This window comes from Sphingomonas oligophenolica, assembly GCF_039522915.1.
GTDB lineage: Bacteria > Pseudomonadota > Alphaproteobacteria > Sphingomonadales > Sphingomonadaceae > Sphingomonas > Sphingomonas oligophenolica.
In genome coordinates this window covers 121,416-147,071 of record NZ_BAAAEH010000028.1, presented here as the reverse complement: position 1 = coordinate 147,071, position 25,656 = coordinate 121,416, and the positions used below count along the sequence as shown (strand labels likewise).

Here is a 25,656-nt window from a genome sequence, read left to right as displayed (position 1 = left end):
TCCCACGCGTGTACGCCATAGCCTGTATCCTCGGAAAAAATGAGCGTTCTCCCCTGCGGGGCGCTCACTTTTTCCGAGGATACAGGCTATCCGCCGTCGGACGGCTAAAGCCTCTTACCGGCTGAAGCCGGTGGTTTTGACCTCAAAAAATGACAATAAAACAGAAAATACGGCGCGAATATCCAATCTCACGGCGAGAAAAAAATAGCTGGCTGTTTTATCAGCCAGGAACAGCCAGCAATCCGCGTTCGCTGTTGGAGAGCCCGGGCGCGGCTCAGGGCGCCACAGCCCCCTCTTCCTTCACCCGGCACCCCCATAGTGCGTAGAACAGCACGTACAACTCGCACGCCGCGGTCAGAAGAAACGAGGTCTGCAGCCCGTACAGATCCGCCAGCTTGCCTTGAGCGATAACGAGCGCGCCGCCGGCGATCGCCATGATCAGCAGGCCCGATCCCTCCTCGGTCAGCGGTCCCAAGCCACGAATACCCAGCGTGAAAATCGTTGGGAACATGATCGAGTGAAACAGCCCGACCGAGATCAGCGCCCACAGTGCGATATGACCGGTTGAGAAGGTCGCCATCAAGACTACCGCCAGCGCCGCCATGCTGAACGCGGCGAGCACGCGCTCGGCGGGCACGCGCCGCATGATGAAGAAACCAAGGAAGCGGCCAACCATCATCCCGCCCCATTGTAGGACGAGATAGTGCGAGGCTTGCTCATGCGTCACCCGGCCGATCTCGGGCAGGGAAGCGAAATTGATGAACAGGCTGCTGACCCCGATCTCCGCGATCAGATAAATGAAGATCGCCGGTACGCCGAACACGAGGTTGCGGTGCCGCCAGAGCGAATGGCCCCGACGTTCCTCGCGCGCCCGCCCGCGGGTCGAGGCGTTCATGTCGGGCAGGCGGAACCTGGCGATGATGATTGCGAGCCCAACTAGTACGGCTGCGACGATCAGATAGGGAAGCTGTACGGATTGCGCATCGGCAAGTCTTTCGGCCGGGGTCAGCACCGCCCCCGCCGCCGCCGTGCCCGATGTGCTGCGGCCGAGGATCAGGTAGCCGCCGAATAACGGTGCAAGCATCGTCCCAAGCGAGTTGAACGCCTGGACGAGGTTTAGCCGCGAGGACGAACTCTCCGCCGGTCCGATCACCGCGACATAAGGGTTGGCTGCAACCTGGAGCAATGTGATTCCCGAGGCGATGACGAACAGGGCAGTCAGCACCACGCCGTAGGAGGGGATTCGCGCCGCCGGCACCATCATTACCGCGCCTACCGCCATAATGATCAGCCCGGTGACGATCGATCGCTTATAGCCGATCCGTTCGATCAGCTTGGCCGAGGGAATCGAGGCAAAGAAATAGGCGATGAACCACACCCATTCGATCAGCTCCGTCTGCGTGTAGGTGAGGTCGAACACGCTACGCAGGTGCGGCAGCAGCGTGTTGTTGATGACGGTGATGAACCCCCACATGAAAAACAGGGTCGCAAGCAGGGTGAGCGTCCCCCCATACCCAGGCGCCGCCGTCGGCGTGTCGAGCCGCGTCCCTCCACTCGTGATCGGTCCCGCCATATCAGTCTCCCTTGAAAGCCGCCGCCGGGCGTCGCTTGTTTTTTGTCTGAGTATATGCAAGCAAATTTGCGGTCAATGTCGCAGCGTGAACGGCAGCATGGGAGCGGATGATGCGTGGAATTCGGTTGGCGGTGACAATGGCGATGATGGCGATGGGTGGAGCGACGGTCGATGCCGAAGCCGCGACGGTGTCGCGCAAGCCGCTTGGCGAGGTTGCCGGGAGCAAGGTCGAGGCGATCACCCTCGCCAACACCCACGGCGTGTCCGCCCGCATCCTGACTTATGGCGCGACGCTTCAATCGCTGATCGGGCCCGATCGTCACGGCAAGCTCGCCGACGTCGTGCTCGGCTATGACGATCTCGCTTCCTATGTCGACAAGCCCAATTATTTCGGCGTGACGGTCGGCCGCTATGCCAACCGCATCGCCCGCGGCCGCTTCTCGCTCGACGGCAAGGCCTATCAGCTCCCGATCAACAACGCCCCCAATTCGCTGCACGGCGGGAAGGTCGGTTTCGACAAGGTCGTGTGGCGCGTCGTCTCGGTCCAGGATGGCCCGGTCGCAAAGCTCGTCCTGGCCTATACCAGCCCCGATGGCGATCAGGGCTATCCCGGCACGCTCGAGGTCACCGTCACCTACAGCCTCGACGAAAAGGGCGCCCTGTCGATCGAGTACAAGGCGTCCACCGACAAGCCGACGGTGGTCAACATGACCAACCACGCCATCTTCAACCTCGCCGGCGAAGGGGCACCGCTTGGCGTGCTCGCCCACCGCCTGACCATTCCGGCCCACGCCTATACGCCCGTTGACGCCACGTTGATTCCGACCGGCGAGCTGCGGCCGGTCGCCGGCACGGTGTTCGATTTCCGCAACGGCCGGCGCCTCGGCGATGGGGTACGCGACGGCCATGACGCGCAGATCGTGGCCGGGCGCGGCTACGACCATAATTTCGCGCTCGACGCCGGGCTTACCGCCGAGCCCAAATTGGCCGCGCGGCTCGAGGATCCGGCATCGGGCCGCGTGCTCGAGGTGCTGACCACGGAACCTGGCGTGCAGGTCTATACCGGCAATTTCCTCGACGGCACGCTCGTTGGCAAGCACGGCCATGTCTACCGCATGGGCGACGGCATCGCGCTCGAGCCGCAGAAATTCCCCGATTCACCCAACCAGCCGGGTTTCGTCTCGGCGCGGGTCGATCCGGGCAAACCCTATCACCATCTGATGGTCTATCGGCTGTCGGTGGCACCGAAATGATTGCACGAAAGCTATTTTTCCGATGACCGACACTCCCCCGCCCGGCCTCCGTTCGCGCGCCTGGTTCGACAATCCCGCCAATATCGACATGACGGCGCTCTATATCGAGCGCTACATGAACTTCGGCCTGAGCCAGGCCGAGCTGCAATCGGGCAAGCCGATCATCGGCATCGCCCAGACCGGGTCGGACCTGAGCCCGTGCAACCGCCACCACCTGGTGCTCGCCGAGCGCCTGCGCGAAGGCATTCGCGAGGCAGGCGGGATCGCGATCGAGTTTCCCGTCCACCCGATCCAGGAGACGGGCAAGCGCCCGACCGCGGGGCTCGACCGCAACCTCGCCTATCTTGCGCTGGTCGAGGTGCTCTACGGCTATCCGCTCGACGGCGTGGTGCTGACGATCGGCTGCGACAAGACGACGCCGGCCTGCCTGATGGCGGCGGCGACGGTGAACATCCCGGCGATCGCCCTCTCGGTCGGGCCGATGCTCAACGGCTGGCACAAGGGCGAGCGCACCGGCTCGGGCACGATCGTCTGGAAAGCGCGCGAGCTGCTCGCGGCCGGCAAGATCGATCATGCCGGCTTCGTCAAGCTGGTCGCCTCGTCGGCACCCTCGACCGGCTATTGCAACACGATGGGCACGGCGACGACGATGAACAGCCTTGCCGAAGCGCTGGGCATGCAGCTGCCCGGCTCAGCCGCGATCCCCGCGCCCTACCGAGACCGGCAGGAGATCGCGTACCTGACCGGCAAGCGGATCGTCGGGATGGTGGCCGAGGATCTGAAGCCTTCCGACATCCTGACCCGCGACGCCTTCCACAATGCGATCGTGGTCAACTCGGCGATCGGCGGCTCGACCAACGCGCCGATCCATCTCTCCGCGATCGCCCGCCATGTCGGTGTCGACCTTCCGCTCGACGACTGGCAGACCCACGGCCATCACGTCCCGCTGCTGGTCAATCTCCAGCCGGCGGGCGAGTATCTCGGCGAGGATTTCTACCATGCCGGCGGCGTCCCCGCGGTGGTCGCCGAACTGATGCGCCAGGGGCTGATCCATGAGGATGCGATCACCGCCAATGGCCTGACCATCGGCGACAATTGCCGCGACGCGACGATCGAGGACGAGAAGGTCATCCGCCGCTTCGAGGCGCCCCTGATGGAGGATGCCGGCTTCATCGTCTTGCGCGGCAATCTGTTCGACGCCGCCATCATGAAGACAAGCGTGATCTCGCCCGAATTCCGCGCGCGCTACCTCTCCAACCCCGACGATCCCGAGGCGTTCGAAGGCCCGGCGGTGGTGTTCGACGGGCCTGAGGATTATCACGCCCGCATCGACGATCCGGCGCTCGGCATCACGACGAAGACCATATTGTTCATGCGCGGCGCCGGGCCGATCGGCTATCCGGGCGCCGCCGAGGTGGTGAACATGCGCCCGCCTGCCTATCTCATCCGCGAAGGCGTCCATGCCCTGGCCTGCATCGGCGACGGCCGGCAATCGGGAACCTCGGGCTCGCCCTCAATCCTCAACGCCTCGCCCGAAGCAGCCGCGATGGGCGGCCTCGCCCTGATCAGGACCGGCGACCAGGTCCGCATCGACCTGCTCAAGGGCACCGCCGACGTCCTGATCGGCGATGACGAACTCGCCGAACGCCGCCGCGCGCTCGCCGGAACAGGCGGCTACCCCTACCCCGCCTCGCAAACCCCCTGGCAGGAAATCCAGCGCGCCATCGTCGGCCAGCTCAATGACGGTGCAATCCTCGAAGGATCGGAACGCTATCAGCGGATCGCCCAGACCATGGGCCTGCCTCGGGACAATCATTAGCCAACCCTAGCGCTCCAGCGACATCTCCGTGTCGACCAGTGCCCGCCGCACCAGTTCCGCCATCGCCGCCCGCGCGGCATCGGCATCGCCGGCGGCAATCGCATCGTACAGCACCTGATGGTCAGGCAGCGGATCGCGCGGCAGGCGCCGCTTGCGCTGCTTGAAGATCGTCGTCCAGCCGACCGCCGCCGCGATCGAGCTCGACAGGGTGGTCAGCGGCTCGTTGCGCGTCGCCTCGAGGATCAGATGGTGAAACGCCTGGTCAGCCGCCCGCCCCTCGGCCGTTGTCAGGCCATGCCGCGCCATCTCGCCCAGCGCATGGCCGAGTTGCGAGAGCTCGCGCCCGGTGCGCCGCTCAGCCGCCAGCGCGGCCGCCGCCGGCTCGACGATCATCCTGAGCTCGAACAGGCTGCGCACGAACGCCTCGCTCGGCTCGCTCTCGAACATCCATTGGAGCACATCGGGGTCGAGCAGATTCCACCGGCTCCGCGCGCTCACCTGGGTGCCTGCCTTGGGTCGGCTCTCGACCAGCCCCTTGGCGGCCAGCATCCGCACTGCCTCGCGATAGGCACTGCGCGAGACGTTGAGTCGCTCGGCGCACTCGATCTCGCCCGGCAGCGTATCGCCCGGCTGGTGAACGCCGGTGACGATCGCGACGCCGAGATCATGCGCGATCGACGCATGGATGCGCAGTGCCCTTGGCGCGGCCGTATCAGGCTTCATCATGCGTCCACGCGTTCATCCATCCGGTCCTAGAGGATTCGCACCTCGACATCACGCGGCTTCTCGACCGCAATCGGATTGCGCGCCGGGAGGCGGAAGGGCGGCGCCGAGATTTCGAAGACATCCCCCTCCTGCGTCGTCACCCCTTCGGAAAAGGACAGGGTCGCGGTCCCGAAGAAATGGACATGCACGTCGCCAGGCTGGCAGAACAGGTCGTACTTGAAATGATGATGCTCGAGATTGGCGATGCTGTGCGACATGTTCGCCTCGCCCGTCACGAACGGCTTCTCCCACAGCACCCGTCCGCCGCGCAGGATCCGGCTTGTGCCGCGAATATCCTCGGGCAATTCGCCCAGCAGCAATTCGGGGCCCAGCGCCGCCACCCGCAGCTTGGAATGCGCGAGCCACAGATAATTGCCGCGCTCGGTGACATGGTCCGAGAATTCGTTGCCGATCGCAAAGCCGAGCCGAGCCGGCACGCCGTCATCGCCGATCATGTAGATGCCGGCGATCTCCGGCTCTTCGCCGGCATCGAGGGCGAAGCCGGGCGACCTGAGCGGCGCGCCCGGCGCCACCAGCGAGCAGCCATTGCCCTTGTAGAACCATTCGGGCTGCGCACCGGCCTCGCCCGCGCCGGGCTTGCCGCCCTCGACCCCCATCAGGAACATCCGCATCGAATCGGTCTGCTGCGCGGCCTCGGTCATCGAGCGGTGCATCTTGTCGCGCCCCTCGGCCGAACCGAGATGGGTAAGCCCCGTGCCGGTCAGCAGCAGATGCGCCGGGTCGGCATGATCGATCGGCGGCAACAGCGTGACGGCATCGAGATCGACAACGCCGCCGTCTCCGGCCGCGTCGACTTCGGCCAACAGGCTCGTCCCCGCCGCCAGCGCAGCCCGGGCGAGCGCCGCCACGTTCGCCACGCCGGCCAGCCGGTGCGGCGCCTCGGCCCCGCGCAACACAGCCACGCCACGCTCACCGGAGACGTCCCTGAACTGGACCAGCGACACCCGCATCATCTACTCCCGCCTTTTCACTTGAACCATCTTATACTCAGACAATATGGTGGCGCCAGCCGCTCATTGTCGATGCGCGCAGATAAGGGGATGAGGGTGATGACGGGTCTTGCACGAAAGGCGCGGGTCTTGCTGTTCGGCGCGCTGGCGCTGGCGGCGACTGCAGCGGGCGCCGAGCCCCGCGAAGCGACCGTCACCATCCATGCCGACAAGCCCGGACCCAAGGTCCAGCGCCAGATCTTCGGCCAGTTTGCCGAGCATCTCGGCACCGGCATCTATGGCGGGCTGTGGGTCGGCCCGAAATCGCGAATCCCGAACACCAACGGCTTCCGCAACGACGTGATCGCGGCGCTCCGCGCGATCAAGGTGCCGGTGATCCGCTGGCCCGGCGGTTGCTTCGCCGACGAGTATCACTGGCGCGAAGGCGTCGGCGCGCCGGCGAAACGCCCGGTCAAGGTCAATACCCATTGGGGCGGCGTCACCGAGCCCAATGCCGTCGGCACCAACGAGTTCATGAATTTCTCGGAACTGGTCGGCGCCGACGCCTATGTCTCGGGCAATGTCGGCAGCGCGCCGCCGCAGGAAATGGCCGACTGGGTCGAATATATGACCTCGCCGACCGCCTCGACCCTCGCCAACGAGCGCCGGGCCAATGGCCGCAAGGAGCCGTGGAAGCTCCCCTATCTCGGCCTCGGCAATGAATTATGGGGCTGCGGCGGCAATATGCGGCCCGAATATGCCGCCGACGTCACCCGCCGCTACGCGACCTTCGTCAAGGCGCCGGCCGGCACCCGCATCATGAAGATCGCCAGCGGCGCCAGCGACGAGAATTACAACTGGACCGAAGTCATGATGCGCGAGGCCGGCAAGCAGATCGACGGCATCGGCGTCCATTATTACACGGTCGGCGAGAGCTGGACGCACAAGGGCCCGGCAACCGGCTTCGACGAACTCTCCTGGGCGCGGATCCTGTCCAAGACGCTGAAGATGGACGAGTATATCGCGAAGCACAGCGCGATCATGGACAAGTATGATCCGGATCGCCGCGTCTGGCTCGCGGTCGATGAATGGGGCACCTGGTACGATCCGGAGCCGGGCACCAATCCGGGCTTCCTCCAGCAGCAGAATTCGCTGCGCGACGGGCTGGTCGCGGCGATCAACCTCAACATCTTCACCCATCATGCCGAGCGGGTGAAAATGGCCAACATCGCCCAGATGATCAACGTCCTGCAGGCGATGATCCTGACCCGCGACGGCCAGATGGTGCTCACCCCGACCTACCATGTCTATCACATGTACATGCCGTGGCAGGATTCGACCGAGTTGCCGGTCGATCTCGCCAGCCCCTGGTACGACAAGGACCAGTTCGCGATGCCGGCGCTCAACAGCTCGGCGGTGCGCGGTGCCGACGGCGCCCTGCACGTGTCGCTGGTCAATCTCGATCCGCTCCAGCCGCTGACCGTCACGCTCAAGGTCGATGGCGGCAACGCCACCACCCTCAGCGGCGAGGTGCTGACCGCCGAGGCGATGGACGCGCACAACAGCTTCGACAATCCGACGGCGCTCCAGCCTCGCCCCATTGCCGCGATACCGGTCGCCAATGGCAGCGTGACGCTGACCTTGCCGGCGAAATCGGTCACTGTCGTGGCGCTGCAGTGAGCGAGATGCCGGCACTTCCGATTGCCATCATCGGCTATGGCAAGATCGCCCGCGACCAGCATGTCCCAGCGATCGAAGCCGACCCTCGGTTCCAGCTCGTCGCGACGGTAGATCCGAACGCAACCCTTCCGGGCTTGCCGGGCTTTCACGACCACGAGGCCCTCCTCGCCGGTGACACGGGAGTAGAGGCGGTCGCGATCTGCACCCCGCCGGCGATTCGCCACACAGTCGCCAGGGCAGCGATCGCCGCCGGTCTTCATGTCCTGCTCGAAAAGCCGCCGGGCCTGACGGTCGAAGCAGTGGCTGAACTCGAGGCGCTGGCTGAAGCTGCCGGCGTCACCCTGTTCGCAGCCTGGCATTCGCGCGAGGCAGCCGCGGTAGACAGCGCGCGGGAGTGGCTCACCGACCGCCCGATCGACGCGGTACGCGTCGCCTGGATGGAAGATATCCGCGTCTGGCATCCCGGCCAGGAATGGATCCTCGAACCAGGCGGCTTCGGCGTGTTCGATCCCGGCATCAACGCGCTGTCGATCCTGACCGAGATTCTGCCTGTCATGCCGGTCCTGCGCTCGGCACGGCTGGAAGTGCCGCGTGGCCGCGCCGCGCCGATCGTGGCCAGCCTCGCGCTGCTGAGCGGCGACGCGCCGATCTCGGTCGAGCTCGATTTTCTCCATGAAGGCGAGCAACGCTGGGATATCGAGGTCGACACGCCCGACGGCATGCTCCGCCTCACCCGCGGCGGCGCTGCGCTTTCGATCGCGGGTGTGCCCGTTGCGGCGGCGGAGAACCGGGAATATCCCCGGCTCTATACCCGCTTCGCTGATCTGGTCGCGGCCGGCGAAAGCGACGTCGATGTCTCGCCGCTCACGCTCGCCGCCGATGCGCTCGCGATCGGGGAGCAGGTCGACGCCGAGCCTTTCGCGTTCGCGCGCTGAGCAACCATGGTAGCGCTCGCGCCGGGCTGGCGGAGAGGGTAGGATCGCGCAGATCGAGTGGCGAATGCGCCGCCGGCATCGAGAGGAGAAGAGCATGCGAGCGTTCGCGACCCTGGGATTCATCGCCATGCTGGCGCTGTCGCAATCGACCGCGTCCTTCGCCCAGGTCGCAGCGGCCCCGACCCCGGCACCGGCGCCCGCCAGAGGAGTCGGCCAGGGCGAGAATGGCGACTGGGCATGGCTTGCCCGCTATCGTGACGCCAACCAGCCGCTGCTTGCCAGCGCCGATGCCAAACGGGTCGTCTTCATGGGTGATTCGATCACCCAGGGCTGGGCCGCGCAGCCCTTCATCAAGGACAATGCGCATTTCGTCGGGCGCGGCATTTCCGGCCAGACCACGCCGCAGATGCTCCTGCGTTTTCGCAGCGATGTCGTCGCGCTCAAGCCGGCGGTCGTTCACATCATGGGCGGCACCAACGATGTGGCGCTGAATACCGGACCCGAAACGCCTGAGGAAATAGAGGGCTATGTCGCGGGCATGGTCGAGATCGCCAAGGCGAATGGCATCAGGGTGGTGATCGCCTCGATTCCGCCGGCCGCCGATTTCCCCTGGCATCCCGGCCTCGCGCCGGGGCCCAAGATCAGCGCGCTCAATGCCTGGCTGAAGGAATATGCGGCAAAACAGCATGTCGTCTATGCCGATTACTGGCCGGCGATCGCGACGCCCGAGGGCGCGATGAAGCCGGAATATTCGAAGGACGGCGTCCACCCCAACGCCGATGGCTATGCCGCAATGGCGCCGATCGCCGAGGCGGCGATTGCCAAGGCGATGCGAAGGTAAGCGAGCTTACCTCGTTCGAGGTCGGAATTTTTCACGCGAAGCCGCGAAGCCGCGAAGAGTTTTTGCGCCACCTCTCATAAATTCCTTCGCGTCTTCGCGGCCTCGCGTGAATCCGTTCTTGATCGCTCCGCTCGCTATTGAGCCACCCGCCCCATCTGCCGATCAGCCCACGCCACGAAATACGCCATATTGGGCGTATCGGTGTGCCCGCCATCATGCTGCCGCCACGCAAGCTGGCCGTCGAGCAATGCAGTACCCTGCGGCACCATCACCGCGGTCCGATAGTCGTTGCCGAGCCCGAGATCCTTCGCCCCAAGCAGCTTCCACACGGAGCCGGCCGCGATCGTCGCCATGAAGCTGCCCTGCTGGTCGAGCCAGTTGGCGTCGCCCTTTTCGGGAAGGCCATAGCTGATGAAGGTCAGCCGCGGCGCGCACAGCGCGATCAGTTCATGTGAATCCACCGGCAGATCGCCCGCATTGCGGCTGCCGAAACCGGCTTCCGACGCGCCATATTTCATGAAATTGCCCGCCATCCAGTGATATTCGCCGGTGCCGGTCAGGCTTTCGACCGCCTCGCCGAAATTGCGGCGATGCGGCTTGGCCCCGCCCTCGCCCGACGAACCGACCAGCACCATCGCGAACCGCTGGTCGAACGCCATGGTGATGAGCGCCGCCTTGCCGTAGCGCGACACCCCCTCGATCCCGACATGCCTGGCATCGACCGCCGGATCGGTCTCGAGATAATCGAGCGCCCGGCTCGCCCCCCAGCCCCAGGCGCGGAGAGCGCCCCAATCATCGGGTTTGCGCGGCCCGCCCTTGTTGACGAGGCCGATCACCCCACTCCTGAGACCGGCACCATTGTCCGCCTGGATGCTCGACGGGTCGAGCAGCGCCACGCCCCAGCCGTCAGCGACCAGGGCGCTTACCCGCTCGTCGCTCGGCGGCGCCGGGAAGAAGCTCGGCGGGTGGACGAACTCGAAGCCGGGATGCGCCTTGAACGCGGCCGCCAGCGATGGATCGCGCGCCGCAAGCTCGGCCTTCATCGCGGCATCGATCCGCACTGCTTCGTCGGCGCTGGGCTGGCTCGGCGCCGGATAGCGCGCCGGGCCGAACATGATCAGCAACGGCACCGGCCTTGTCGTCCCGGCAGGGGTGAGCAACGTCATCCGGATGTCGACCTCGATCGCCGGCCACGCAGCGTTGTCGACATGGCCGACGAGCTGCCGCGCCACCATGCGCTTGCCGGCGATCAATTCATTGTCGGTGCTCGTAACCGACCAGCTCACCTTCGGCGCGGCGGCGGGCACCCGGCCCACCACCTCGCGCTCGAACGCTTCGACGATCTCCGGCCGACGCAGCTTCCACCACATATCGGCGCTGGTGACCCTGCGGCCATTGTTCGTCGTCAGGATTTCCGGCCAGTTGGGAAAGGGATTAGCCCTGGCCGGATCATAATTGGCATGGTCGGGCGCCTTCTCATTGCCGCTCGGCCCCGGTCGCAACTTCCTGATCCCGAGCTGATCCATCATCTGCTGATGATCCTGCTCCGCGGTGACCGCGCTCGACGATTGCGAAAGCACCGGGGCGGCAACAGCAAGCGCCGCCGCGGCGAGCAGGGCGAGCGCGCAGCTGGAGCGCAGCAACGTGGCGTTCATGGCAATCCCCTCCGGATCGGGCGTCGTGCGCCTCAGATCGTATAGGATATACAACGGCGGCGCAGAACGCCATATGCGGTGCCTGGCCAATAGCCGCCAACCAATGACATGCTTGAAACGGGGCGCCTCCGGCGGGCAAAGCCGTTCGGATCAGGAGAAGATTACCATGCCGCTTTACGCCATTGAAGGAAAACAGCCGGTGCTCGGCACCGATGCCTGGGTCGCGCCAAGCGCCGACGTGATCGGTGACGCCCATCTCGGCGACCAGGCGAGCGTCTGGTTCGGTGCCGTGATCCGCGCTGACAACACCCCGATCCTCATCGGCGCGCGGAGCAATATCCAGGAAAATGCGATGCTCCACTCCGATCCCGGCGCACCGCTCACGATCGGCGCCGGCTGCACCATCGGCCATCACGCCATCCTCCATGGCTGCACGATCGGCGACAATGTGCTGATCGGCATGGGCGCGATCCTGCTCAACCACGCCGTGATCGGCGAGGGGTGCATCGTCGGCGCGGGCGCGCTGGTGACCGAGGGCAAGACCTTCCCGCCCGGCAGCCTGATCATCGGCAGCCCCGCCCGCGCGGTCAGGGAGCTCGACGAGCAGGCGCTGGCTGCGCTCAAGGTGTCGGCGCAGGGCTATGTGGCGAAGAGCAAGGTCTTTGCCGAAGGGCTGACGGTCGTCGGCTGACAGCTCCTCCCCGAGCAAGCCCGGGAGGAACTAGCTGCCCGCCACCCATTTCGTCACACCGTCCCGCAACCGATCCGCCCCCTGCTTGCGTACGGCAATGACCGCCAGCGCGCGCTTCGCGCCGCCGCGTGAGGCCTCGGGCAGGTTCTTCTCGGCAAAGGCGGTGATCTTCCCCGGCATCGCGGGATCATTCGATCCCTGCCCGAGCCCGACGACGAAGCCGGCCCGCGAGCTCGTCTCGAGCAAGCCGTTGACCAGATCCATATTGGCCGTAGCGAAATCGAACGCCATGTCGGGATGTCGGGTCGCAACCGCGCGGATCAGGCTCGCCTTTTGCGGCGCGCTGAAATCACTGCCCTTCAGCAACTCGAGCGCACGCTGCGCCAGCGCATCGTCGCGGCTGTTGCCAAGCAGCCGGACATAGGTGTTCTTCGTCACCGGATTCTTCTCGGCCCTGGTGATCGCGAGCAACGCTTCCCACTCGGCCGACGTCGCATTCGCCGCGTAGACACCGAGGATCGGGGTGCGGATCGCCGGGGGAATCGCATTGGGGTCGGTCGCGAGCGCAGCCACATAGGCGCGGGCCTTCGCCGCCACCTCGGGGTCGCCGCTGTACCCGAGCCGCCCGACCAGGGTTTCGCGCAAATTGGTGACGAGCGGCGATTCATTCTCCTGCGCCTCGAAGCCGATCCGCTTCATCACCGGCGACAGGATCGCGATCGTCCGCGCGCTGATCTGCGCTTCGAGCGGCGTGCCCTGGTACAGGTTCTTCATGGTGCCGAGATTGCCCGCGACCATCTCCCAGTCGAGCGGGCTGGTGCCGACCGGCACCGCCGCCTGCACCGCGAGATAGCGATCAAGCGGCTGGTCGCCGCTCATCGCGAGCGCGAAATCGTCGCCGATCGTGCCGAGCTGGTCAGTCAGCTCGAGCTTGCCGAAATCGCGCACGATCGCTTCATGCCCGGCCTCGCTGTACATCACGCGGACATAGCTGCCCTTGTCGCGATTGAGCACGATCGTGCCGCAGCCCTTGACTGACACGGTGCTCGTGGCCGGGCCCCGAACGATCGTCCGCGTCACCGGGCCGCCGACCACACCGAGTGTCAACGGCACGCGCCAGGTCTGCGGTTTCTTCGAGGGCGCGTCATAGCCGAACCGGCTCTGGGTCAGCCCAACGCTGGTTGCGCCGGCCGCACAGCGCGTCCCCGTCATCGTCACCAGCGGCACGCCTGCCTGCAGCGTGAAATCATGCGCGACATCCTTGACCGGCCTGCCCGCCGCAACCGCGAGCTCGGTCCAGAGCTGATCGGTTTCGGTATTCCCATATTTGTACTTGGCCATGTAGCTGCGAATGCCCTTGCGGAATATGTCCGGCCCGAGCGTCGATTCCATCATGCCGATGACGGCCTCGCCCTTCTGATAGGTGATGCCGTCGAACGCCTCGCCGAGCTGGTCGACCGTCTCGACATGGCGGATGATCGGATGAGTCGCGGCCGTCGCGTCGAAGCCGAGCGCCTGCTCGCGGTCTTCCGCCACCGCGCTCGCTGCCGAATCCCAGGTCGGGTTCAGGTCGCTGCTCGTCTTGCTCTCCATCCACGAGGCGAAGCCTTCGTTGAGCCACAGATCGTCCCACCATTTCATGGTGACGAGATCGCCGAACCATTGATGCGCCATCTCGTGCGCGACCACGGTGTAGATCCGCTCGCGCCCGCTCTGGGTCGCGTGCTTGGGGTCGAACAGCACTTCGGGCTCGAAATAGAAGATCGCGCCCCAATTCTCCATCGCGCCGAAGAACTGGCTCGAGCCGGGGCCGGCGATCATGTCGAGCTTGGGGAGCGGATAAGGCTGGCCGAAATAGTCGTTATAATAGGTCAGCAGGCGCTTGGCCTGGCTCAGCGCATAATCGCCCTGGTCGACCACGCCGCGCCGGGTGATGATGCCGATCTCGGTCTTGCCCGCCATCACCGTCTTGCGCTCGACATCGCCGATACCGAGGAACAGCAGATAGCTCGACATGGTCGGGGTCTGCTGGAAGGTGTAGAGCCTGGTGCCGTCCGACTGTGTCGTCACCCTGGTCGCCGGCATGTTCGAAAACGCCGTCTGGTTGCCCGGCGCCACCGCGCTCAGCGTGAACTTCGCCTTGAAGTTCGGCTCGTCCCACATCGGCGCGAAACGGCGGGCATCGGGCGCCTCGAACTGGGTCGCGAGCATCCGCGCCGCCGATCCGTCCGGATTGGTATAGTCGATCGCGAAAAAGCCGGCTGACGTAGTGTTGATCTTGCCGTCCCAGGCGAAGGTCATGACATGCGCGCCCGGCTTCGCGGTCGCCGGCAGCGTCACCGTCAGCTGCTGCTTCGTCTCGTCGAGCGTATAGGGGGCAGCCTTGCCGTCGAACGTCACCGTCTTCAGCGTCAGCTCCGCCGCGTTGAGCGTGATCGTCCGGGTCGCCTGCTTGACGTTGATCGTCACCGTCTCGCTGCCGCTGAACGTCATCGCCCTGGCGTCGGGCTTGATCGAAATGTCATAGGCGAGCGGCGCGACCGTGGCGGGCAATTGCCCGACCGCCAGTGCCGGGGAGGAAACGCCGAGCAGCAGCAGCGAAGAGAGAACAAGCTTCATGAGGGGAGGAACTCCGAAAGGCAGATATATTATATCCTGGTGTGTTATCCTATTAAGGCGTTCCCGCCGCGAGGCAATGCCGGCCGGCTGGACAGGCATTTCGGTTGCGCTATGAAACCTGGATGAGCCTTCCTCCATTGTTCGATCGCCTGCGCTTGCCCGTCATCGGCTCGCCGCTGTTCATCATTTCCGGGCCCGAGCTGGTCATTGCCCAGTGCAAGGCGGGCATTGTCGGCGCCTTCCCGGCGCTCAACGCCAGGCCCCAGGCGCTGCTCGACGAATGGCTCCACCGCATCACCGAGGAGCTCGCCGCGCATAACCGCGCGCATCCCGACCGGCCCGCAGCGCCCTTCGCGGTCAACCAGATCGTCCACCGCTCGAACGAACGCCTCGAGGCCGATCTGGCGACCTGCGCGAAATGGCAGGTGCCGATCATCATCACCTCGCTCGGCGCGCGCGAGGATCTCAACCAGGCAGTGCATGGCTGGGGCGGCATCACCCTCCACGACATCATCGACGACCGCTTTGCCCGCAAGGCGATCGAAAAGGGCGCCGACGGCCTGATCGCGGTCGCGGCCGGCGCGGGCGGCCATGCCGGCCGGCTCTCGCCCTTCGCGATCGTCCAGGAAATCAGGCAGTGGTTCGACGGCCCCCTGGCGCTGTCGGGCTCGATCGCGACGGGCGGCGCAGTGCTCGCCGCACAGGCAATGGGCGCGGATCTCGCTTATATCGGCTCCCCCTTCATCGCGACTGACGAGGCGAACGCCGCGCCGGGCTACAAACAGGGCATTGTCGAGGGCAAGGCGGCCGATATCGTCTATTCCAACCTCTTCACCGGCGTGCACGGCAATTATCTGCGCGCCTCGATCGTCGCCGCCGGCATGGACCCGGACGCCCTTCCCGAGGGCGATCTCAAGACGATGGATTTCGGCACCGGCAACGGCGCCAAGGCAAAGGCGTGGAAAGATATCTGGGGCTCAGGCCAGGGCATCGGCGTGGTCGATTGCGTCGAGCCGGTGGCGGTGCGGGTCGATCGGCTCGAGCGGGAATACAAAGCGGCACGCGCGCGGCTGGCGCTCTAACTCCTTCTCCCCCCTTGGGAGAACGGGCTAGGGCCGATCGACATTCAGGTCAGGTCGAGCCGAAAACGGTGATTTCTGAGCATCGGAGCGCAGCGTACTTCAGGTACGTGAGCACCGAAGCGCAGGAAATCGCCGTTTGCAGGCCGGCATGGGCTGAATGTCGACTGGCCCTAGAAAGCCATCGCCAGCCGGTCGAACATGGATCGCACCGGGCTCGCCGCCACCACCTCATCCGCCTGCGCCTGGTCGATCCGCGCGACCCGGCGATACAATTCAGTGCTCGCCTCGATCAGCGACTGCGCCGCCATCGGCATCGCTTCCACCGCGTCCGGCTCGCTCACCGGCGCAGGCCCGAGCCGCCGCGACGGATCGAGCGCCTCGCGCGGCGCCATCTCGCCGGCGTCGATTGCGCGCTGGGTCAGCAGCCAGGCGATCACATGCATCAGCCGGGTCGTCACCTTGAGCGATTCGCAGGAAAAGCAGACCCTCGCCATCGGATCGAGCGAGTCGCGATCGATCCGGCCATGCTGGTCGAAATAGCCGCGCGCCTCATCGGCGAGCACCATCGCGTCGAGGTACAGCGTGTCGATCAGCCGACGATGAATCCGCGAGTCGCTCATCTTTCCCCTCATGACCGCATCAGGTGACATAAAGAGGTCGCCAACCCTATAGGCTATCCGCGCTCTCTATACCGCATCGACGTCCCAATTAGGATCAGGCAATGATGTCGGGGATCAGCTGGTCCTCGAGCATCGAAATCTCGTCGCGCAACCTCAGCTTGCGCTTCTTCAGCCGGGCGAGCTGCAACTGGTCTTTCGATCCGGTCTCGAACAGCGCTGCGATCGCCGAGTCGAGGTCGCGATGCTCGATGCGCAGGACCTCCAGGCGTTTGGCGAGTTGGGTGTCGTCCATCACTTCCCCGTTCACCTAAGGCCCTTAGCAAATTGAGCGGGCGCGGCGACCTGCAAATGCGGATTGTCGCAAAAATCCTATCGGCATGTCGATTGTACCCAAAACTGGGGAAGACAATTCACCATTCGCATGTTCTACTCCATTCCCCGTCCAGCAATGTAGGAGGAATGCTTCCATGCAGACTGCGCATTTCACGGCTCTCGAAGCCAAGCATGCCGTGCTCGATCGCAAGATCAGCGCCGAGTCGCAGAGACCATTGCCAGACACCGCTGCCCTGGCGAAGCTCAAGAAGCTGAAACTGCGCGTGAAGGAGGAGATGTCGGCGCTGTAGCGCCCGCCGGCCTCGCGCGGCGCGGCCGCGCGGGGTCACTCCTATCTCCTCGTTTTTACCCGATTTTTTTGACCGGCCGCGTCAGCGGCGTGGGAAGACCGGTTTCACGAAGACCGGAGTCCTGGTGCCGTGGCCGACCGGCTTGCGTGCCAGCATCGGATCGATCGGGCGGTCGAACGCGACGCCGATCCGGCCAGCCGTTGACCAGGCCACCTTGCCCGGAACCCAGCCGACACCGCGTACATCGAATTCGACTCGCAGCCCGAGATCGAGCCCAGCCGGGAACTCGGCCATCAGCCCGCCCGCCGAAAGATTGCGCACCCGCACCTGCGCGATCTCGGATGAGCCCGCGACACGGAAATCCGCCATCAGAAACAGGCTGTCGCGTGCCTCGTTCCGACTTTGCGCACCGTCGTCACCCGGGATGGCGCTGAAAGGGTCATTGGATAATTGGTCCATCGTGAATGCTCGAAACGACCTCCGTTCGGCCAGCGATACCTCGCCAACCGTATCCAATCACTTAAGACTTGCTTACCTGATCAGTCTTCGCGCGAAATTTTTTCGTGTCGTTCGTGGCGCTCCTGCGCTTCGACCGTCATCGTCGCGATCGGCCTTGCCTCGAGGCGAGCAAGCGAGATCGGCTCTCCGCTCACTTCGCAATAGCCATATTCGCCTTCCTCGATTCGGCGCAGCGCCGCGTCGATCTTCGAGATGAGCTTGCGCTGCCGGTCGCGGGTGCGCAACTCGATCGACCAGTCGGTCTCGCTCGAGGCCCGATCGGTCAGATCAGCCTCGCGCAGCGAGTCGACCTGAAGCTGGGAGAGGGTGCCCGCGGCTTCCCGCAGGATCGCTTCCTTCCAGCCCTGCAACTTGTCCCGGAAATATGCCAGTTGGCGCGGGTTCATGAACGGTTCCTCGGCGCTTGGCCGATAGCCGTCCCCCGCGTCGCTCGCAGGCATTTGAAACTTTTCGGATTCGTCCAATCGATTCAAGACCGTCGCCATCCCACTCTCCCGCAGCCGCACGAGCGCGTTATGCGTCCCAGGGCCGTCCCATCCCGAGCGGGCGTATAGCCATGCCGCTCGATCACCACAAGCAAGGCCTCATCCAAAGTGCTGCCAACTCGGTGAAAAAGCGCTTGGACCTTCGCGCATTGCGCATTGCTGAACCTGCTTTGGCCGCAAAACCCGCGCAATCCCGCGCAAACCCGGCCTGACCCGTGCCCTCTCCCGCGCTACGTCGCCGATTCTCCCGGCAACCCAGCTGCGTTAACCATGAAGCCGTATCATCCCGGCACGTTAACCATGAAGATGGCGAGCCGAAGGGCCGAAATCCGCTTAAGTACCCGCAAAGTTTGGTTAATGCGCTTGAACTTAATTCTTTGTTCGGCACTTTGCGGAAATAGCGGTCAAGAACTGCGATGAACCACGGATCCGGCGCAGAACCTGGTGCCGGTAACGAGAGAGTGACAACATGTCGGTGCGGATGGCCTTGGCTAAACTATGCGCCTGTGCGTGCGGCGGCGCCCTGGTGGGCGGCGGCGCGGTGCACGTCGCTGAAGTATCGCATGCCCGCCACGTCGTTGCGCGGCACGCGACCCGCGTCGTCCACCGTACCGCGGTGGCTCGCACCGGCAAGGTGCGCCGAGTCGTCACGCAAACCCGCGCAACCTGCCCGCCCGCGGTCGTCACCCTGACCAGCCAGGGCGCCCCCATCCCGCTCCCGCCCGCTTATGGCTCGGGCGGCGAGATGTCTGGCGGCGGTGGCGGCGCAGCCGCAGTGGTCGGCGGCGGTGGCGGCGGATTCGGCGGCGGCGGCGGCTTCTTTGCCGGCGGCTTCTTCGGTGGCGGCTCGTCGGGCGGCAGCGGCGGAATCGTCATCTCCTCGACGTCGAGCACCAGCGGCGGTTCGACCAGCTCGAGCGGCGGGTCGACCTCGACCGGCGGCTCGTCAACCTCGAGCGGCAGCGTATCGAGCACCTCTTCGACGGGTGGCTCCTCCACTGGTGGCTCGTCCTCGAGCACCAGCACCGGCGGTGTTTCCAGCACCAGCACCTCCTCGACGGGCGGTTCCTCGTCGAGCACGTCGAGCGGCGTTTCTTCGAGCACCTCGAGCGGCGTGTCGTCATCGACATCGTCGAGCAACTCCAGCGGCGTGTCCTCCTCGTCGAGCACGTCCAGTTCCTCGAACGGATCGAGCACGAGCACCTCCAGCTCCTCCAACGGATCGAGCAGCAGCAACTCTTCGGCCAGCTCGTCCAGCTATGGCTCGAGCAGCCATGGCTGGAGCACGAGCAGCGGGTGGAGCACCAGCAGCGGCTGGAGCACGAGCGGTGGCCATGGCAGCACCGGATCGAGCGGCGGCCCGCCCGCGCCGGTCCCGGCGCCGCCGATGATCCTGCTGTTCGGCGCCGCAGCAGCCGCCCTGGTCGCGCGCAAGCGCTTCAGCAAGCGGACCGCACCGGCAGCCTGATTGTCAGGCAGCCTTGATCGCCGATTCGATGTCGGCGATCGGAAAATCGGTCAGGTCCTTGTCCAGTTCGCCGACGATCCGCGCGCTCACTGAGTCATGATAATGCTTGCGCAGCTCGCCCAGCGTATGCGGCGGGGCGACCACGATCAGCGCCTCGAAATCCTTCGCCAATGCCCTGGCCTTGAGCAGACCGGCTGCGTCGACAGCGAAGCGATCCTCCGCCCTTTGATGGAGATCTCCCTCATTCATCGTGCTGCGCCGACTGCCGTCATGCGCTGAATGGCCGGGCGAATCGGTGCGCTGCTCATGGTCGGCTGGATTCTTCTGTTCCTCAGCCATGTCGACGACGAGGTTCGGGTGCGTGGCATCGCCCTTGTTGCGCAGGAACAGCATCTTGCGCCCATCGGCGACGAGGACGGCGGCGTTATGGGGAATCTGCATGACGGGGGTCCGATCTCCGAAAAGGCGGTAGTAACGAAAGCGTAACGCTCCAGCAGTGCGACGGGTTGCGTGACTCGAGCCCCACCGGCATAGCCCCAATATGCACGATATCCGTTTGATCCGCGACAATCCCGCCGCTTTCGACACTGCGCTCGCGAAGCGTGGCGTCGCGCCCATTGCCGATGCCCTTGTCGCCCTTGACGAGCGCCGCCGCGCCCTGATTACCGAGGCGCAGGCAGCGCAGGCACGTCGCAACGAAGCCTCGAAAGCGATCGGCGCGGCCAAGGCGTCGAAGGACGAAGCGACCGCCGCCGCGCTGATGGCGGAGGTGGCTGCCCTCAAGGATCGGCTCCCCGCGATCGAGGCCGAGGAAAAGGCGCTCGGCGAGGACCTCAATGGCCAGCTGGCAAGCATCCCCAACCTCCCGCTCGCCGATGTGCCCGAGGGCGCAGACGAAGATGACAATGCCCTGGTGCATGCGCGTGGCACACAACCGGCCTTCGCCTTCGCGCCGAGGGAGCATGACGTGTTCGGCCCGGCGCTCGGGCTCGATTTCGATACCGGCGTGGCGCTCTCCGGCGCACGCTTCACCCTGCTCCGCGGCGCCGCGGCGCGGCTCCACCGCGCGCTCGGCCAGTTCATGCTCGACCGGCTGACCGGCCAGCATGGCTATGAGGAAGTCGTCCCGCCGCTGCTCGTTCGCGACGAGGCCTTGTTCGGCACCGGCCAGCTGCCGAAATTCGCCGAGGATCAGTTCCGCACTACTGACGGCCGCTGGCTGATCCCCACCGCCGAGGTCAGTCTCACCAATATCGTCCGCGAGACGATTCTGGCCGAGGGCGAATTGCCGCTGCGCTTCGCCGCGCTCACCGCCTGTTTCCGCTCGGAAGCGGGTGCCGCCGGCCGCGACACGCGCGGCCTCATCCGCCAGCACCAGTTCGAGAAGGTCGAGATGGTCTCGATCGTCACGCCCGACCAGTCCGAAGCCGAGCATGAGCGGATGACTGGTTGTGCCGAGGGCATCCTCGACGCGCTCGGCCTGCCCTTCCGCCGCATGAAGCTCTGCACCGGCGACATGGGCTTCACCGCCGCGCGCACCTATGATCTCGAAGTATGGCTCCCCGGCCAGGGCCGCTACCGTGAGATTTCGAGCTGCTCGACCTGCACTGATTTCCAGGCCCGCCGCATGAATGCCCGCTACCGGCCCGAGGGCGAGAAAGCGACCCGCTTCGTCCACACCCTCAACGGCTCGGGGCTGGCGGTCGGCCGCACCCTCGTCGCGGTCCTGGAGAATTACCAGCAGGAGGACGGCTCGGTCGCGATTCCGGAAGCGCTTCAACCCTATCTGCGCGGGCTCAACCGGCTCGAACCGACGGCGTGAGCCAGCCTGCCGCCCTGAATGCGTTTCAGGGTCGATCTCGATTCAACTTCATGTGCCGTCATGTCAGAGCTCCGATGATGAAGAACCGCATCATCAAAGCCGTTTTCGCTGCACCGTTGAATCGGGCTTCGCTGTTATGCGCCGGGTCTTTCGCTGTTATCGCGCCGCGACTTCGCTGTTCCATACTCCGGTTTCCCTGTTATCGAATAACAGCGAAAAGCCAGCATAAAGCACTTATATATAATGATAATATTTCCTACAAACCGCCGAAAAACAGTCCGAAAAAAATTTCTTCGCTGTTCTTTCCCTGTTCCGGTTCAATAACAGCGAAAGCGGTCCCATCCGCAACCTCGATCCTTCGACAATCAGACATGCGCCTGTCTGCATGAAGAGTGGATTCACGCGAAGACGCGAAGACGCGAAGAGCAGTCGAGCAGATACGCGCCCTGCAGCAGCAGGCCTTGCCGTGCGATGCGATGAGATAGGAACAAGAACTCACCTCCGCGTGACATCTTCGCGCCTTCGCGTGAATCAATTCTTCTCTATTCTTCTATCACCATGCGAATTCACCTATCCCCCAGCCCGCTTCACCTCCCCCTTCCCCGGCGAAGGATAAAGTAGAAAAATCGATGCGCATTCTCCTCACCAATGACGACGGCTACCGCGCCCGGGGCCTCGAAGTCCTCGAGACGATCGCCCGCACCCTCTCCGACGACATTACCGTGGTCGCCCCGATGGAGGAGCAATCCGGCAAGAGCCGCTCGCTCACGCTCACCGAACCGCTGCGCCTGCGCCGCTTCGGCGAGCAGCGCTATGCCGTCACCGGCACGCCGACTGACGCGGTGATGATCGCGCTCGCCGAGATCATGAAGGACGCGCCGCCCGACCTGATCCTGTCCGGCGTCAATCGCGGCGCCAATCTCGGCGAGGATGTCAGCTATTCGGGTACCGTCGCCGCGGCGATGGAAGGCGCGCATGCCGGCATCCGCTCGATCGCGCTCAGCCAGCGTTATCCCGATCAGGGAATGGGCGACCGGGTCGATTTCGCCGCCGCCGAGGGCTGGGGCGAACGCGTCCTCCGGCCGTTGCTCGACGCACCGCTGGCGCCACGCAGCCTGGTCAATATCAATTTCCCGCCGATCGCCGCCGATGCGGTCAAAGGGGTAAAGGTCGTGTCGCAGGGCCTGCGCGATTATGGCCGGCTCAAGCTCGATCGCCGCACCGATCCCCGCGGCTACGATTATTACTGGCTCGCGCTCGGCCGCATGCCCCACACGCCGACCGCCGAAACGGACCTCGAAGCGATCGAGCAGGGCTATATCACCGTCACTCCCCTGCATCTGGACCTGACACATCGCGAATCCCTCGATATGCTTAACGCAGCGTATAAATGAGGGGACGGCATTGGGGGACGTTGGGGAGGGGCTCCGCGCGCGGCGCGGCATGCCGTTGATCGCACTCGCGCTGCTCGGCGGCTGCATCCCGCGCATGGAGCCGCCCACCGGCTATGAATCGCCGCAACAGTATGAGCCGCCGCGCTACGAGGCTCCACGGCAGGACACGCGGCAAGAGGCGGGCCAGCCCGATTATCAGCGGCAGCGCCTGGACGACGGCGTCCGCAACCGGCCCGCACCGCCGCCCGCCTGGATCGCCCGACCGGTCAGCCCCGACGCCCAGTCCATCCGTGCGAGCAGCTACATCGTCCAGCCCGGCGACACGCTGCGCGCGATCGCCGACCGCACCGGCTCGGGGTCAGAGGCAATCGCGCGCGCCAACGGCCTTGAGCGACCCTTCATCGTCCGCCCCGGGCAGCGCCTCTCGATTCCCGCCGGCCGCTACCACCTCGTCCGCGCCGGCCAGACCGGCATCGCGATCGCAAGGGCTTACGGGGTCGACTGGTCGCGGATCATCGCCGCCAATGATCTCGACGCGCCCTATACCCTGCGCGTCGGCATGCGCATCCTGATCCCCGGCGGCCCGGTCACCGCTGCCGAGCGCGCCGCGACCTTCCACCTCGATATCGACGACATCCTGACCGGCGGCGAGCCGGCGCTGACCGTCAACCAGCGCCCGACCCGCGCCACCGGTGCGCCCAACCGCCCCCTCTCCCCCATGGCGGCGCTGGCCGAGCCGGCGCGCCTCAAGGGTGCCTTTGCCTGGCCTGTGCGCGGCAATGTCATCGCCCATTTCGGACCCGGCGCGAGCGGCGAGAAGTTCAATGGAATCAAGATCGCGGTGCCGCTCGACACGCCGATCCTCGCTTCCGCCGACGGTGTCGTCGCCTATGCCGGCACTGAGGTCGCCAATCTCGGCGGGCTGGTGATCCTGAAGCATGGCGACGGCTGGACCAGCGTCTATGGCCATGCCAGCCAGCTGCTCGTCCAGCGCGGCCAGTCAGTCAGGAAGGGGCAGACAATCGCCATGTCGGGCGATTCAGGCCTTGCCGACCGGCCCGAGCTCCATTTCGAGATTCGCAAGGGCCGCACGCCGGTCGATCCGCTGGGGCAATTGCCGAAGCGGTGAGGCTTTTCCGCCGACGGGAAACGCCAGGGTGCCCAAGGCACCGGCGACGCGCGTCTCACCGGGTCCGCTTGTCCTGGACCGTTACGAAGGGATGTTCGTCTCCCGCCATGATCGACCTCTCCTCGGCTCGAAACATCCGGTGCTGCTTGAGAACGAGCTCTTCCGGTCGCCAGCCGCCCTCCTTGATCTTGCGATCCAGGTCCCGGTCGATGACGACGTATCGGGCGAAGACACCACGCGGCAGCAGGTCAAGGACTCGCGCGCGATCGTCGCCATCGAGGTTGGTTGCGTCGAGCACCGTGAATACCCCTGCATCGAGGCGCGCTCGAATCAGCCCATGGGCCAGCTTCCATACCCGCGCCAGCGCTTCGGGGGCGTGTCCGAGATTGCCGTAGAGTTGCAGGCGCAGATCGTCGGTCGCGATGATCTCATGCGGCTTATAAGTCTTGGCGGCGTAGGTCGATTTGCCGGCACCGCATGGCCCCACCAGCATGTGGAGCAATGTCTGGCCGGCATAAGGGCTGGCACCCGGCTCATCGGCTGCGCACTGCAGAGTCGTGATGCCGTGGTCGCGCCACATCTTCACGACCTGAGGGCGATCGTCGATCACGAGCACCGGCTCGTAACCATCCTCGAGGATCCGCTGCAGGATCTCGGCCTTTACGAGATGATCCTGACGGGTATCGCCTTCGGGGCGGAAATAGATACGATCGTACGGGATAGCGTGCACGTCGAGCCAGTCGAGCGTGGTACGCCGCCAGTCCTCGCGGTCGGGGCGCGCGGTCACGATCAGGACTGCCTCGAGGCCATGCTTCGCCTCGACTGCCTTGTGGAGCAGCCGGGCGAGCTCGGCGATCGGCTCGATCGGCTTGTCGTCCTGCATATCGCGAAAAAAGGCGATCCAGTCCTTGTCGCCGTCGAGATGATGGAGGCGATGTTCGACATCGGCGAGAGTCCCGTCGATGTCGAAGATGACGGCACGCATGTCGGGCTCCGTTAAATGGGGTCGATTACCGGTTGCGTTCAGGGAGTCGGATCGACGCCATCGCGCAATTCGTTCGGGATGACGGGCCCGAGTAGCCAATGCTGATCGGTCTGGACATGGCCCTTGCGGACCCATTTGGCGATGGTCGGGAAAAAGCGGCCGGCGCCCTCGACAGCCGGCGGATAGGGGATCGGCTCAGCAACGCGCACCACGAAGCCCTCCTGGCGAACCGGGTCGAGCGCAGCGGCGATGCGCGCCAACACTGCCTCGTCGAACAGGCCATCATGGAGCACCGGCACGGGAACGATGTCGAGCATCTCGAAAACCTCGAGCGTCTGGTCCCATCCCAGCAGAATATTGCGCTCGTCCCATGCGCCGAAGCCGAGAAAATAGCTCGGCAGGGCGTTGCCGAGACTGCGAGCATAGGCGATCGAATGCCGGGCAAAGGCATATTCACCCGAGATGCGCCAGCCGGGCGGGATGTCGCGCGCCTTGCGGGCGTGATGGGCCTTCATCCAGTCGCGCGAGGGATGATAGCGTCCATCTGGCGACCGCGGATATGTTTTTGCCCGAGTCATCGTCGTGCCTTCGCCGTCGATCTTCTCACTGACGATGATACGCTTGCCGAGGAACGGCGCGAGGCTCGGCAGTCGACGGTCGTCATTCTGCAGACCCGGAGAGGTCGGCAGGTGATAGGTTCTGGGGTATTTCAGCTCGACGGCTTCGTCCGCGCCCATGGCCCCTGTCC

The 25,656-nt window shown here is 65.1% G+C and carries 26 protein-coding genes; 12 read left to right on the top strand and 14 right to left on the bottom strand.

Annotated features, from left to right (window positions below):
- Positions 1–274 precede the first annotated feature (274 nt).
- Positions 275–1,573 carry a sugar MFS transporter gene (locus tag ABD050_RS14370; RefSeq protein WP_343890093.1) on the bottom strand — a complete coding sequence of 433 codons (1,299 nt, stop codon included), beginning with the start codon at positions 1,571–1,573 and terminating at the stop codon, positions 275–277.
- 110 nt (positions 1,574–1,683) lie between these two features.
- On the opposite strand from ABD050_RS14370, the gene ABD050_RS14365 reads away from it, so the two are divergent.
- Positions 1,684–2,826, top strand: coding sequence for an aldose epimerase family protein (locus tag ABD050_RS14365; RefSeq protein WP_343890092.1), 1,143 nt, complete (start codon positions 1,684–1,686; stop codon positions 2,824–2,826).
- Between the two features lie 22 nt (positions 2,827–2,848).
- Positions 2,849–4,645 (top strand): IlvD/Edd family dehydratase, encoded by a 1,797-nt coding sequence (locus ABD050_RS14360; protein WP_343890091.1) that lies wholly within the window; start codon positions 2,849–2,851, stop codon positions 4,643–4,645.
- Positions 4,646–4,651: 6 nt separating this feature from the next.
- Here the strand turns inward: ABD050_RS14360 and ABD050_RS14355 are convergent, their stop codons facing one another.
- A complete protein-coding gene (locus ABD050_RS14355; protein WP_343890090.1) occupies positions 4,652–5,371 on the bottom strand; it encodes a FadR/GntR family transcriptional regulator in 720 nt (239 codons plus the stop codon).
- A 26-nt stretch (positions 5,372–5,397) separates the two neighbouring features.
- Positions 5,398–6,384 (bottom strand): AraD1 family protein, encoded by a 987-nt coding sequence (gene araD1, locus ABD050_RS14350; protein WP_425542461.1) that lies wholly within the window; start codon positions 6,382–6,384, stop codon positions 5,398–5,400.
- Positions 6,385–6,471: 87 nt separating this feature from the next.
- Here araD1 and ABD050_RS14345 point away from each other — a divergent pair, with 87 nt between their 5' ends.
- The 3 genes from ABD050_RS14345 (at position 6,472) to ABD050_RS14335 (ending at position 9,816) form a co-directional block, all read left to right on the top strand.
- Positions 6,472–8,040, top strand: a complete 1,569-nt coding sequence (locus ABD050_RS14345) for an alpha-N-arabinofuranosidase (protein ID WP_425542460.1) — start codon at positions 6,472–6,474, stop codon at positions 8,038–8,040.
- A complete protein-coding gene (locus tag ABD050_RS14340) occupies positions 8,037–8,975 on the top strand; it encodes a Gfo/Idh/MocA family protein (protein ID WP_343890087.1) in 939 nt (312 codons plus the stop codon). The genes ABD050_RS14345 and ABD050_RS14340 overlap by 4 nt, the downstream gene beginning before the upstream one ends.
- Positions 8,976–9,069: 94 nt before the next feature.
- Complete coding sequence (locus ABD050_RS14335; RefSeq protein WP_343890085.1) at positions 9,070–9,816, top strand: GDSL-type esterase/lipase family protein; 747 nt, start codon at positions 9,070–9,072, stop codon at positions 9,814–9,816.
- Positions 9,817–9,950: 134 nt separating this feature from the next.
- Here the strand turns inward: ABD050_RS14335 and ABD050_RS14330 are convergent, their stop codons facing one another.
- A complete protein-coding gene (locus ABD050_RS14330; RefSeq protein WP_343890083.1) occupies positions 9,951–11,471 on the bottom strand; it encodes a glucuronyl esterase domain-containing protein in 1,521 nt (506 codons plus the stop codon).
- A gap of 166 nt (positions 11,472–11,637) precedes the next feature.
- Here ABD050_RS14330 and ABD050_RS14325 point away from each other — a divergent pair, with 166 nt between their 5' ends.
- Positions 11,638–12,162, top strand: a complete 525-nt coding sequence (locus ABD050_RS14325) for a gamma carbonic anhydrase family protein (RefSeq protein WP_343890082.1) — start codon at positions 11,638–11,640, stop codon at positions 12,160–12,162.
- A 30-nt stretch (positions 12,163–12,192) separates the two neighbouring features.
- On the opposite strand, the gene ABD050_RS14320 is transcribed toward ABD050_RS14325, so the two are convergent.
- Positions 12,193–14,781, bottom strand: a complete 2,589-nt coding sequence (locus tag ABD050_RS14320) for a M1 family metallopeptidase (protein WP_343890080.1) — start codon at positions 14,779–14,781, stop codon at positions 12,193–12,195.
- 122 nt (positions 14,782–14,903) lie between these two features.
- Between ABD050_RS14320 and ABD050_RS14315 the strand changes: the two genes are divergently transcribed.
- On the top strand, positions 14,904–15,863 hold the full coding sequence (locus tag ABD050_RS14315; RefSeq protein ID WP_343890078.1) for an NAD(P)H-dependent flavin oxidoreductase: 960 nt from the start codon (positions 14,904–14,906) through the stop codon (positions 15,861–15,863).
- Between the two features lie 170 nt (positions 15,864–16,033).
- Here ABD050_RS14315 and ABD050_RS14310 read toward each other — a convergent pair whose 3' ends face one another.
- Complete coding sequence (locus ABD050_RS14310; RefSeq protein ID WP_343890077.1) at positions 16,034–16,483, bottom strand: DUF1465 family protein; 450 nt, start codon at positions 16,481–16,483, stop codon at positions 16,034–16,036.
- 94 nt (positions 16,484–16,577) lie between these two features.
- On the bottom strand, positions 16,578–16,775 hold the full coding sequence (locus tag ABD050_RS14305; protein ID WP_343890076.1) for a YdcH family protein: 198 nt from the start codon (positions 16,773–16,775) through the stop codon (positions 16,578–16,580).
- Between the two features lie 175 nt (positions 16,776–16,950).
- Here ABD050_RS14305 and ABD050_RS14300 point away from each other — a divergent pair, with 175 nt between their 5' ends.
- Positions 16,951–17,106 carry a DUF465 domain-containing protein gene (locus tag ABD050_RS14300; protein WP_343890074.1) on the top strand — a complete coding sequence of 52 codons (156 nt, stop codon included), beginning with the start codon at positions 16,951–16,953 and terminating at the stop codon, positions 17,104–17,106.
- Between the two features lie 81 nt (positions 17,107–17,187).
- On the opposite strand, the gene ABD050_RS14295 is transcribed toward ABD050_RS14300, so the two are convergent.
- Positions 17,188–17,565: a PilZ domain-containing protein gene (locus ABD050_RS14295; RefSeq protein ID WP_343890073.1), complete on the bottom strand. Its 378-nt coding sequence runs from the start codon at positions 17,563–17,565 to the stop codon at positions 17,188–17,190.
- Positions 17,566–17,645: 80 nt separating this feature from the next.
- Complete coding sequence (gene dksA, locus ABD050_RS14290; RefSeq protein ID WP_343890072.1) at positions 17,646–18,110, bottom strand: RNA polymerase-binding protein DksA; 465 nt, start codon at positions 18,108–18,110, stop codon at positions 17,646–17,648.
- 71 nt (positions 18,111–18,181) lie between these two features.
- Here dksA and ABD050_RS14285 point away from each other — a divergent pair, with 71 nt between their 5' ends.
- Positions 18,182–18,322, top strand: coding sequence for a hypothetical protein (locus ABD050_RS14285; RefSeq protein ID WP_343890071.1), 141 nt, complete (start codon positions 18,182–18,184; stop codon positions 18,320–18,322).
- 514 nt (positions 18,323–18,836) lie between these two features.
- Here ABD050_RS14285 and ABD050_RS14280 read toward each other — a convergent pair.
- From ABD050_RS14280 to ABD050_RS14270, 3 genes are read right to left on the bottom strand one after another with little or no spacing between them, the layout of a single operon-like run.
- The gene (locus tag ABD050_RS14280) at positions 18,837–19,346 is read right to left on the bottom strand and encodes a hypothetical protein (protein WP_343890070.1); all 510 of its coding nucleotides are present in this window, start codon (positions 19,344–19,346) and stop codon (positions 18,837–18,839) included.
- Positions 19,347–19,367: 21 nt separating this feature from the next.
- Positions 19,368–19,556 (bottom strand): hypothetical protein, encoded by a 189-nt coding sequence (locus ABD050_RS14275; protein WP_343890069.1) that lies wholly within the window; start codon positions 19,554–19,556, stop codon positions 19,368–19,370.
- Between the two features lie 25 nt (positions 19,557–19,581).
- Positions 19,582–20,019, bottom strand: a complete 438-nt coding sequence (locus tag ABD050_RS14270) for a host attachment family protein (protein ID WP_343890068.1) — start codon at positions 20,017–20,019, stop codon at positions 19,582–19,584.
- A gap of 100 nt (positions 20,020–20,119) precedes the next feature.
- Between ABD050_RS14270 and serS the strand changes: the two genes are divergently transcribed.
- From serS to ABD050_RS14255, 3 genes are all read left to right on the top strand, one after another.
- Positions 20,120–21,400 (top strand): serine--tRNA ligase, encoded by a 1,281-nt coding sequence (gene serS / locus ABD050_RS14265; protein ID WP_343890067.1) that lies wholly within the window; start codon positions 20,120–20,122, stop codon positions 21,398–21,400.
- 629 nt (positions 21,401–22,029) lie between these two features.
- A complete protein-coding gene (gene surE, locus ABD050_RS14260) occupies positions 22,030–22,794 on the top strand; it encodes a 5'/3'-nucleotidase SurE (protein ID WP_343890066.1) in 765 nt (254 codons plus the stop codon).
- A 49-nt stretch (positions 22,795–22,843) separates the two neighbouring features.
- Entirely contained in the window at positions 22,844–23,923 is a 1,080-nt protein-coding gene (locus tag ABD050_RS14255) for a peptidoglycan DD-metalloendopeptidase family protein (RefSeq protein WP_343890097.1), read from the top strand.
- Positions 23,924–23,978: 55 nt separating this feature from the next.
- Here the strand turns inward: ABD050_RS14255 and ABD050_RS14250 are convergent, their stop codons facing one another.
- Both ABD050_RS14250 and ABD050_RS14245 read right to left on the bottom strand, forming a co-directional pair.
- Positions 23,979–24,908 carry a phosphatase domain-containing protein gene (locus ABD050_RS14250; protein WP_343890065.1) on the bottom strand — a complete coding sequence of 310 codons (930 nt, stop codon included), beginning with the start codon at positions 24,906–24,908 and terminating at the stop codon, positions 23,979–23,981.
- A 38-nt stretch (positions 24,909–24,946) separates the two neighbouring features.
- Entirely contained in the window at positions 24,947–25,645 is a 699-nt protein-coding gene (locus ABD050_RS14245; protein ID WP_343890064.1) for an RNA ligase family protein, read from the bottom strand.
- Positions 25,646–25,656: the final 11 nt, after the last annotated feature.

Coding starts and splice junctions, on each gene's coding strand:
- ABD050_RS14370 (WP_343890093.1), bottom strand. CDS start 1,573: ATGGCGGGACCGATCACGAGTGGAGGGACGCGGCTCGACACGCCGACG.
- ABD050_RS14365 (WP_343890092.1), top strand. CDS start 1,684: ATGCGTGGAATTCGGTTGGCGGTGACAATGGCGATGATGGCGATGGGT.
- ABD050_RS14360 (WP_343890091.1), top strand. CDS start 2,849: ATGACCGACACTCCCCCGCCCGGCCTCCGTTCGCGCGCCTGGTTCGAC.
- ABD050_RS14355 (WP_343890090.1), bottom strand. CDS start 5,371: ATGATGAAGCCTGATACGGCCGCGCCAAGGGCACTGCGCATCCATGCG.
- araD1 (WP_425542461.1), bottom strand. CDS start 6,384: ATGATGCGGGTGTCGCTGGTCCAGTTCAGGGACGTCTCCGGTGAGCGT.
- ABD050_RS14345 (WP_425542460.1), top strand. CDS start 6,472: ATGAGGGTGATGACGGGTCTTGCACGAAAGGCGCGGGTCTTGCTGTTC.
- ABD050_RS14335 (WP_343890085.1), top strand. CDS start 9,070: ATGCGAGCGTTCGCGACCCTGGGATTCATCGCCATGCTGGCGCTGTCG.
- ABD050_RS14330 (WP_343890083.1), bottom strand. CDS start 11,471: ATGAACGCCACGTTGCTGCGCTCCAGCTGCGCGCTCGCCCTGCTCGCC.
- ABD050_RS14325 (WP_343890082.1), top strand. CDS start 11,638: ATGCCGCTTTACGCCATTGAAGGAAAACAGCCGGTGCTCGGCACCGAT.
- ABD050_RS14320 (WP_343890080.1), bottom strand. CDS start 14,781: ATGAAGCTTGTTCTCTCTTCGCTGCTGCTGCTCGGCGTTTCCTCCCCG.
- ABD050_RS14315 (WP_343890078.1), top strand. CDS start 14,904: ATGAGCCTTCCTCCATTGTTCGATCGCCTGCGCTTGCCCGTCATCGGC.
- ABD050_RS14310 (WP_343890077.1), bottom strand. CDS start 16,483: ATGAGCGACTCGCGGATTCATCGTCGGCTGATCGACACGCTGTACCTC.
- ABD050_RS14305 (WP_343890076.1), bottom strand. CDS start 16,775: ATGGACGACACCCAACTCGCCAAACGCCTGGAGGTCCTGCGCATCGAG.
- ABD050_RS14300 (WP_343890074.1), top strand. CDS start 16,951: ATGCAGACTGCGCATTTCACGGCTCTCGAAGCCAAGCATGCCGTGCTC.
- ABD050_RS14295 (WP_343890073.1), bottom strand. CDS start 17,565: ATGGACCAATTATCCAATGACCCTTTCAGCGCCATCCCGGGTGACGAC.
- dksA (WP_343890072.1), bottom strand. CDS start 18,110: ATGGCGACGGTCTTGAATCGATTGGACGAATCCGAAAAGTTTCAAATG.
- ABD050_RS14285 (WP_343890071.1), top strand. CDS start 18,182: ATGCCGCTCGATCACCACAAGCAAGGCCTCATCCAAAGTGCTGCCAAC.
- ABD050_RS14270 (WP_343890068.1), bottom strand. CDS start 20,019: ATGCAGATTCCCCATAACGCCGCCGTCCTCGTCGCCGATGGGCGCAAG.
- serS (WP_343890067.1), top strand. CDS start 20,120: ATGCACGATATCCGTTTGATCCGCGACAATCCCGCCGCTTTCGACACT.
- surE (WP_343890066.1), top strand. CDS start 22,030: ATGCGCATTCTCCTCACCAATGACGACGGCTACCGCGCCCGGGGCCTC.
- ABD050_RS14255 (WP_343890097.1), top strand. CDS start 22,844: ATGCCGTTGATCGCACTCGCGCTGCTCGGCGGCTGCATCCCGCGCATG.
- ABD050_RS14250 (WP_343890065.1), bottom strand. CDS start 24,908: ATGCGTGCCGTCATCTTCGACATCGACGGGACTCTCGCCGATGTCGAA.
- ABD050_RS14245 (WP_343890064.1), bottom strand. CDS start 25,645: ATGGGCGCGGACGAAGCCGTCGAGCTGAAATACCCCAGAACCTATCAC.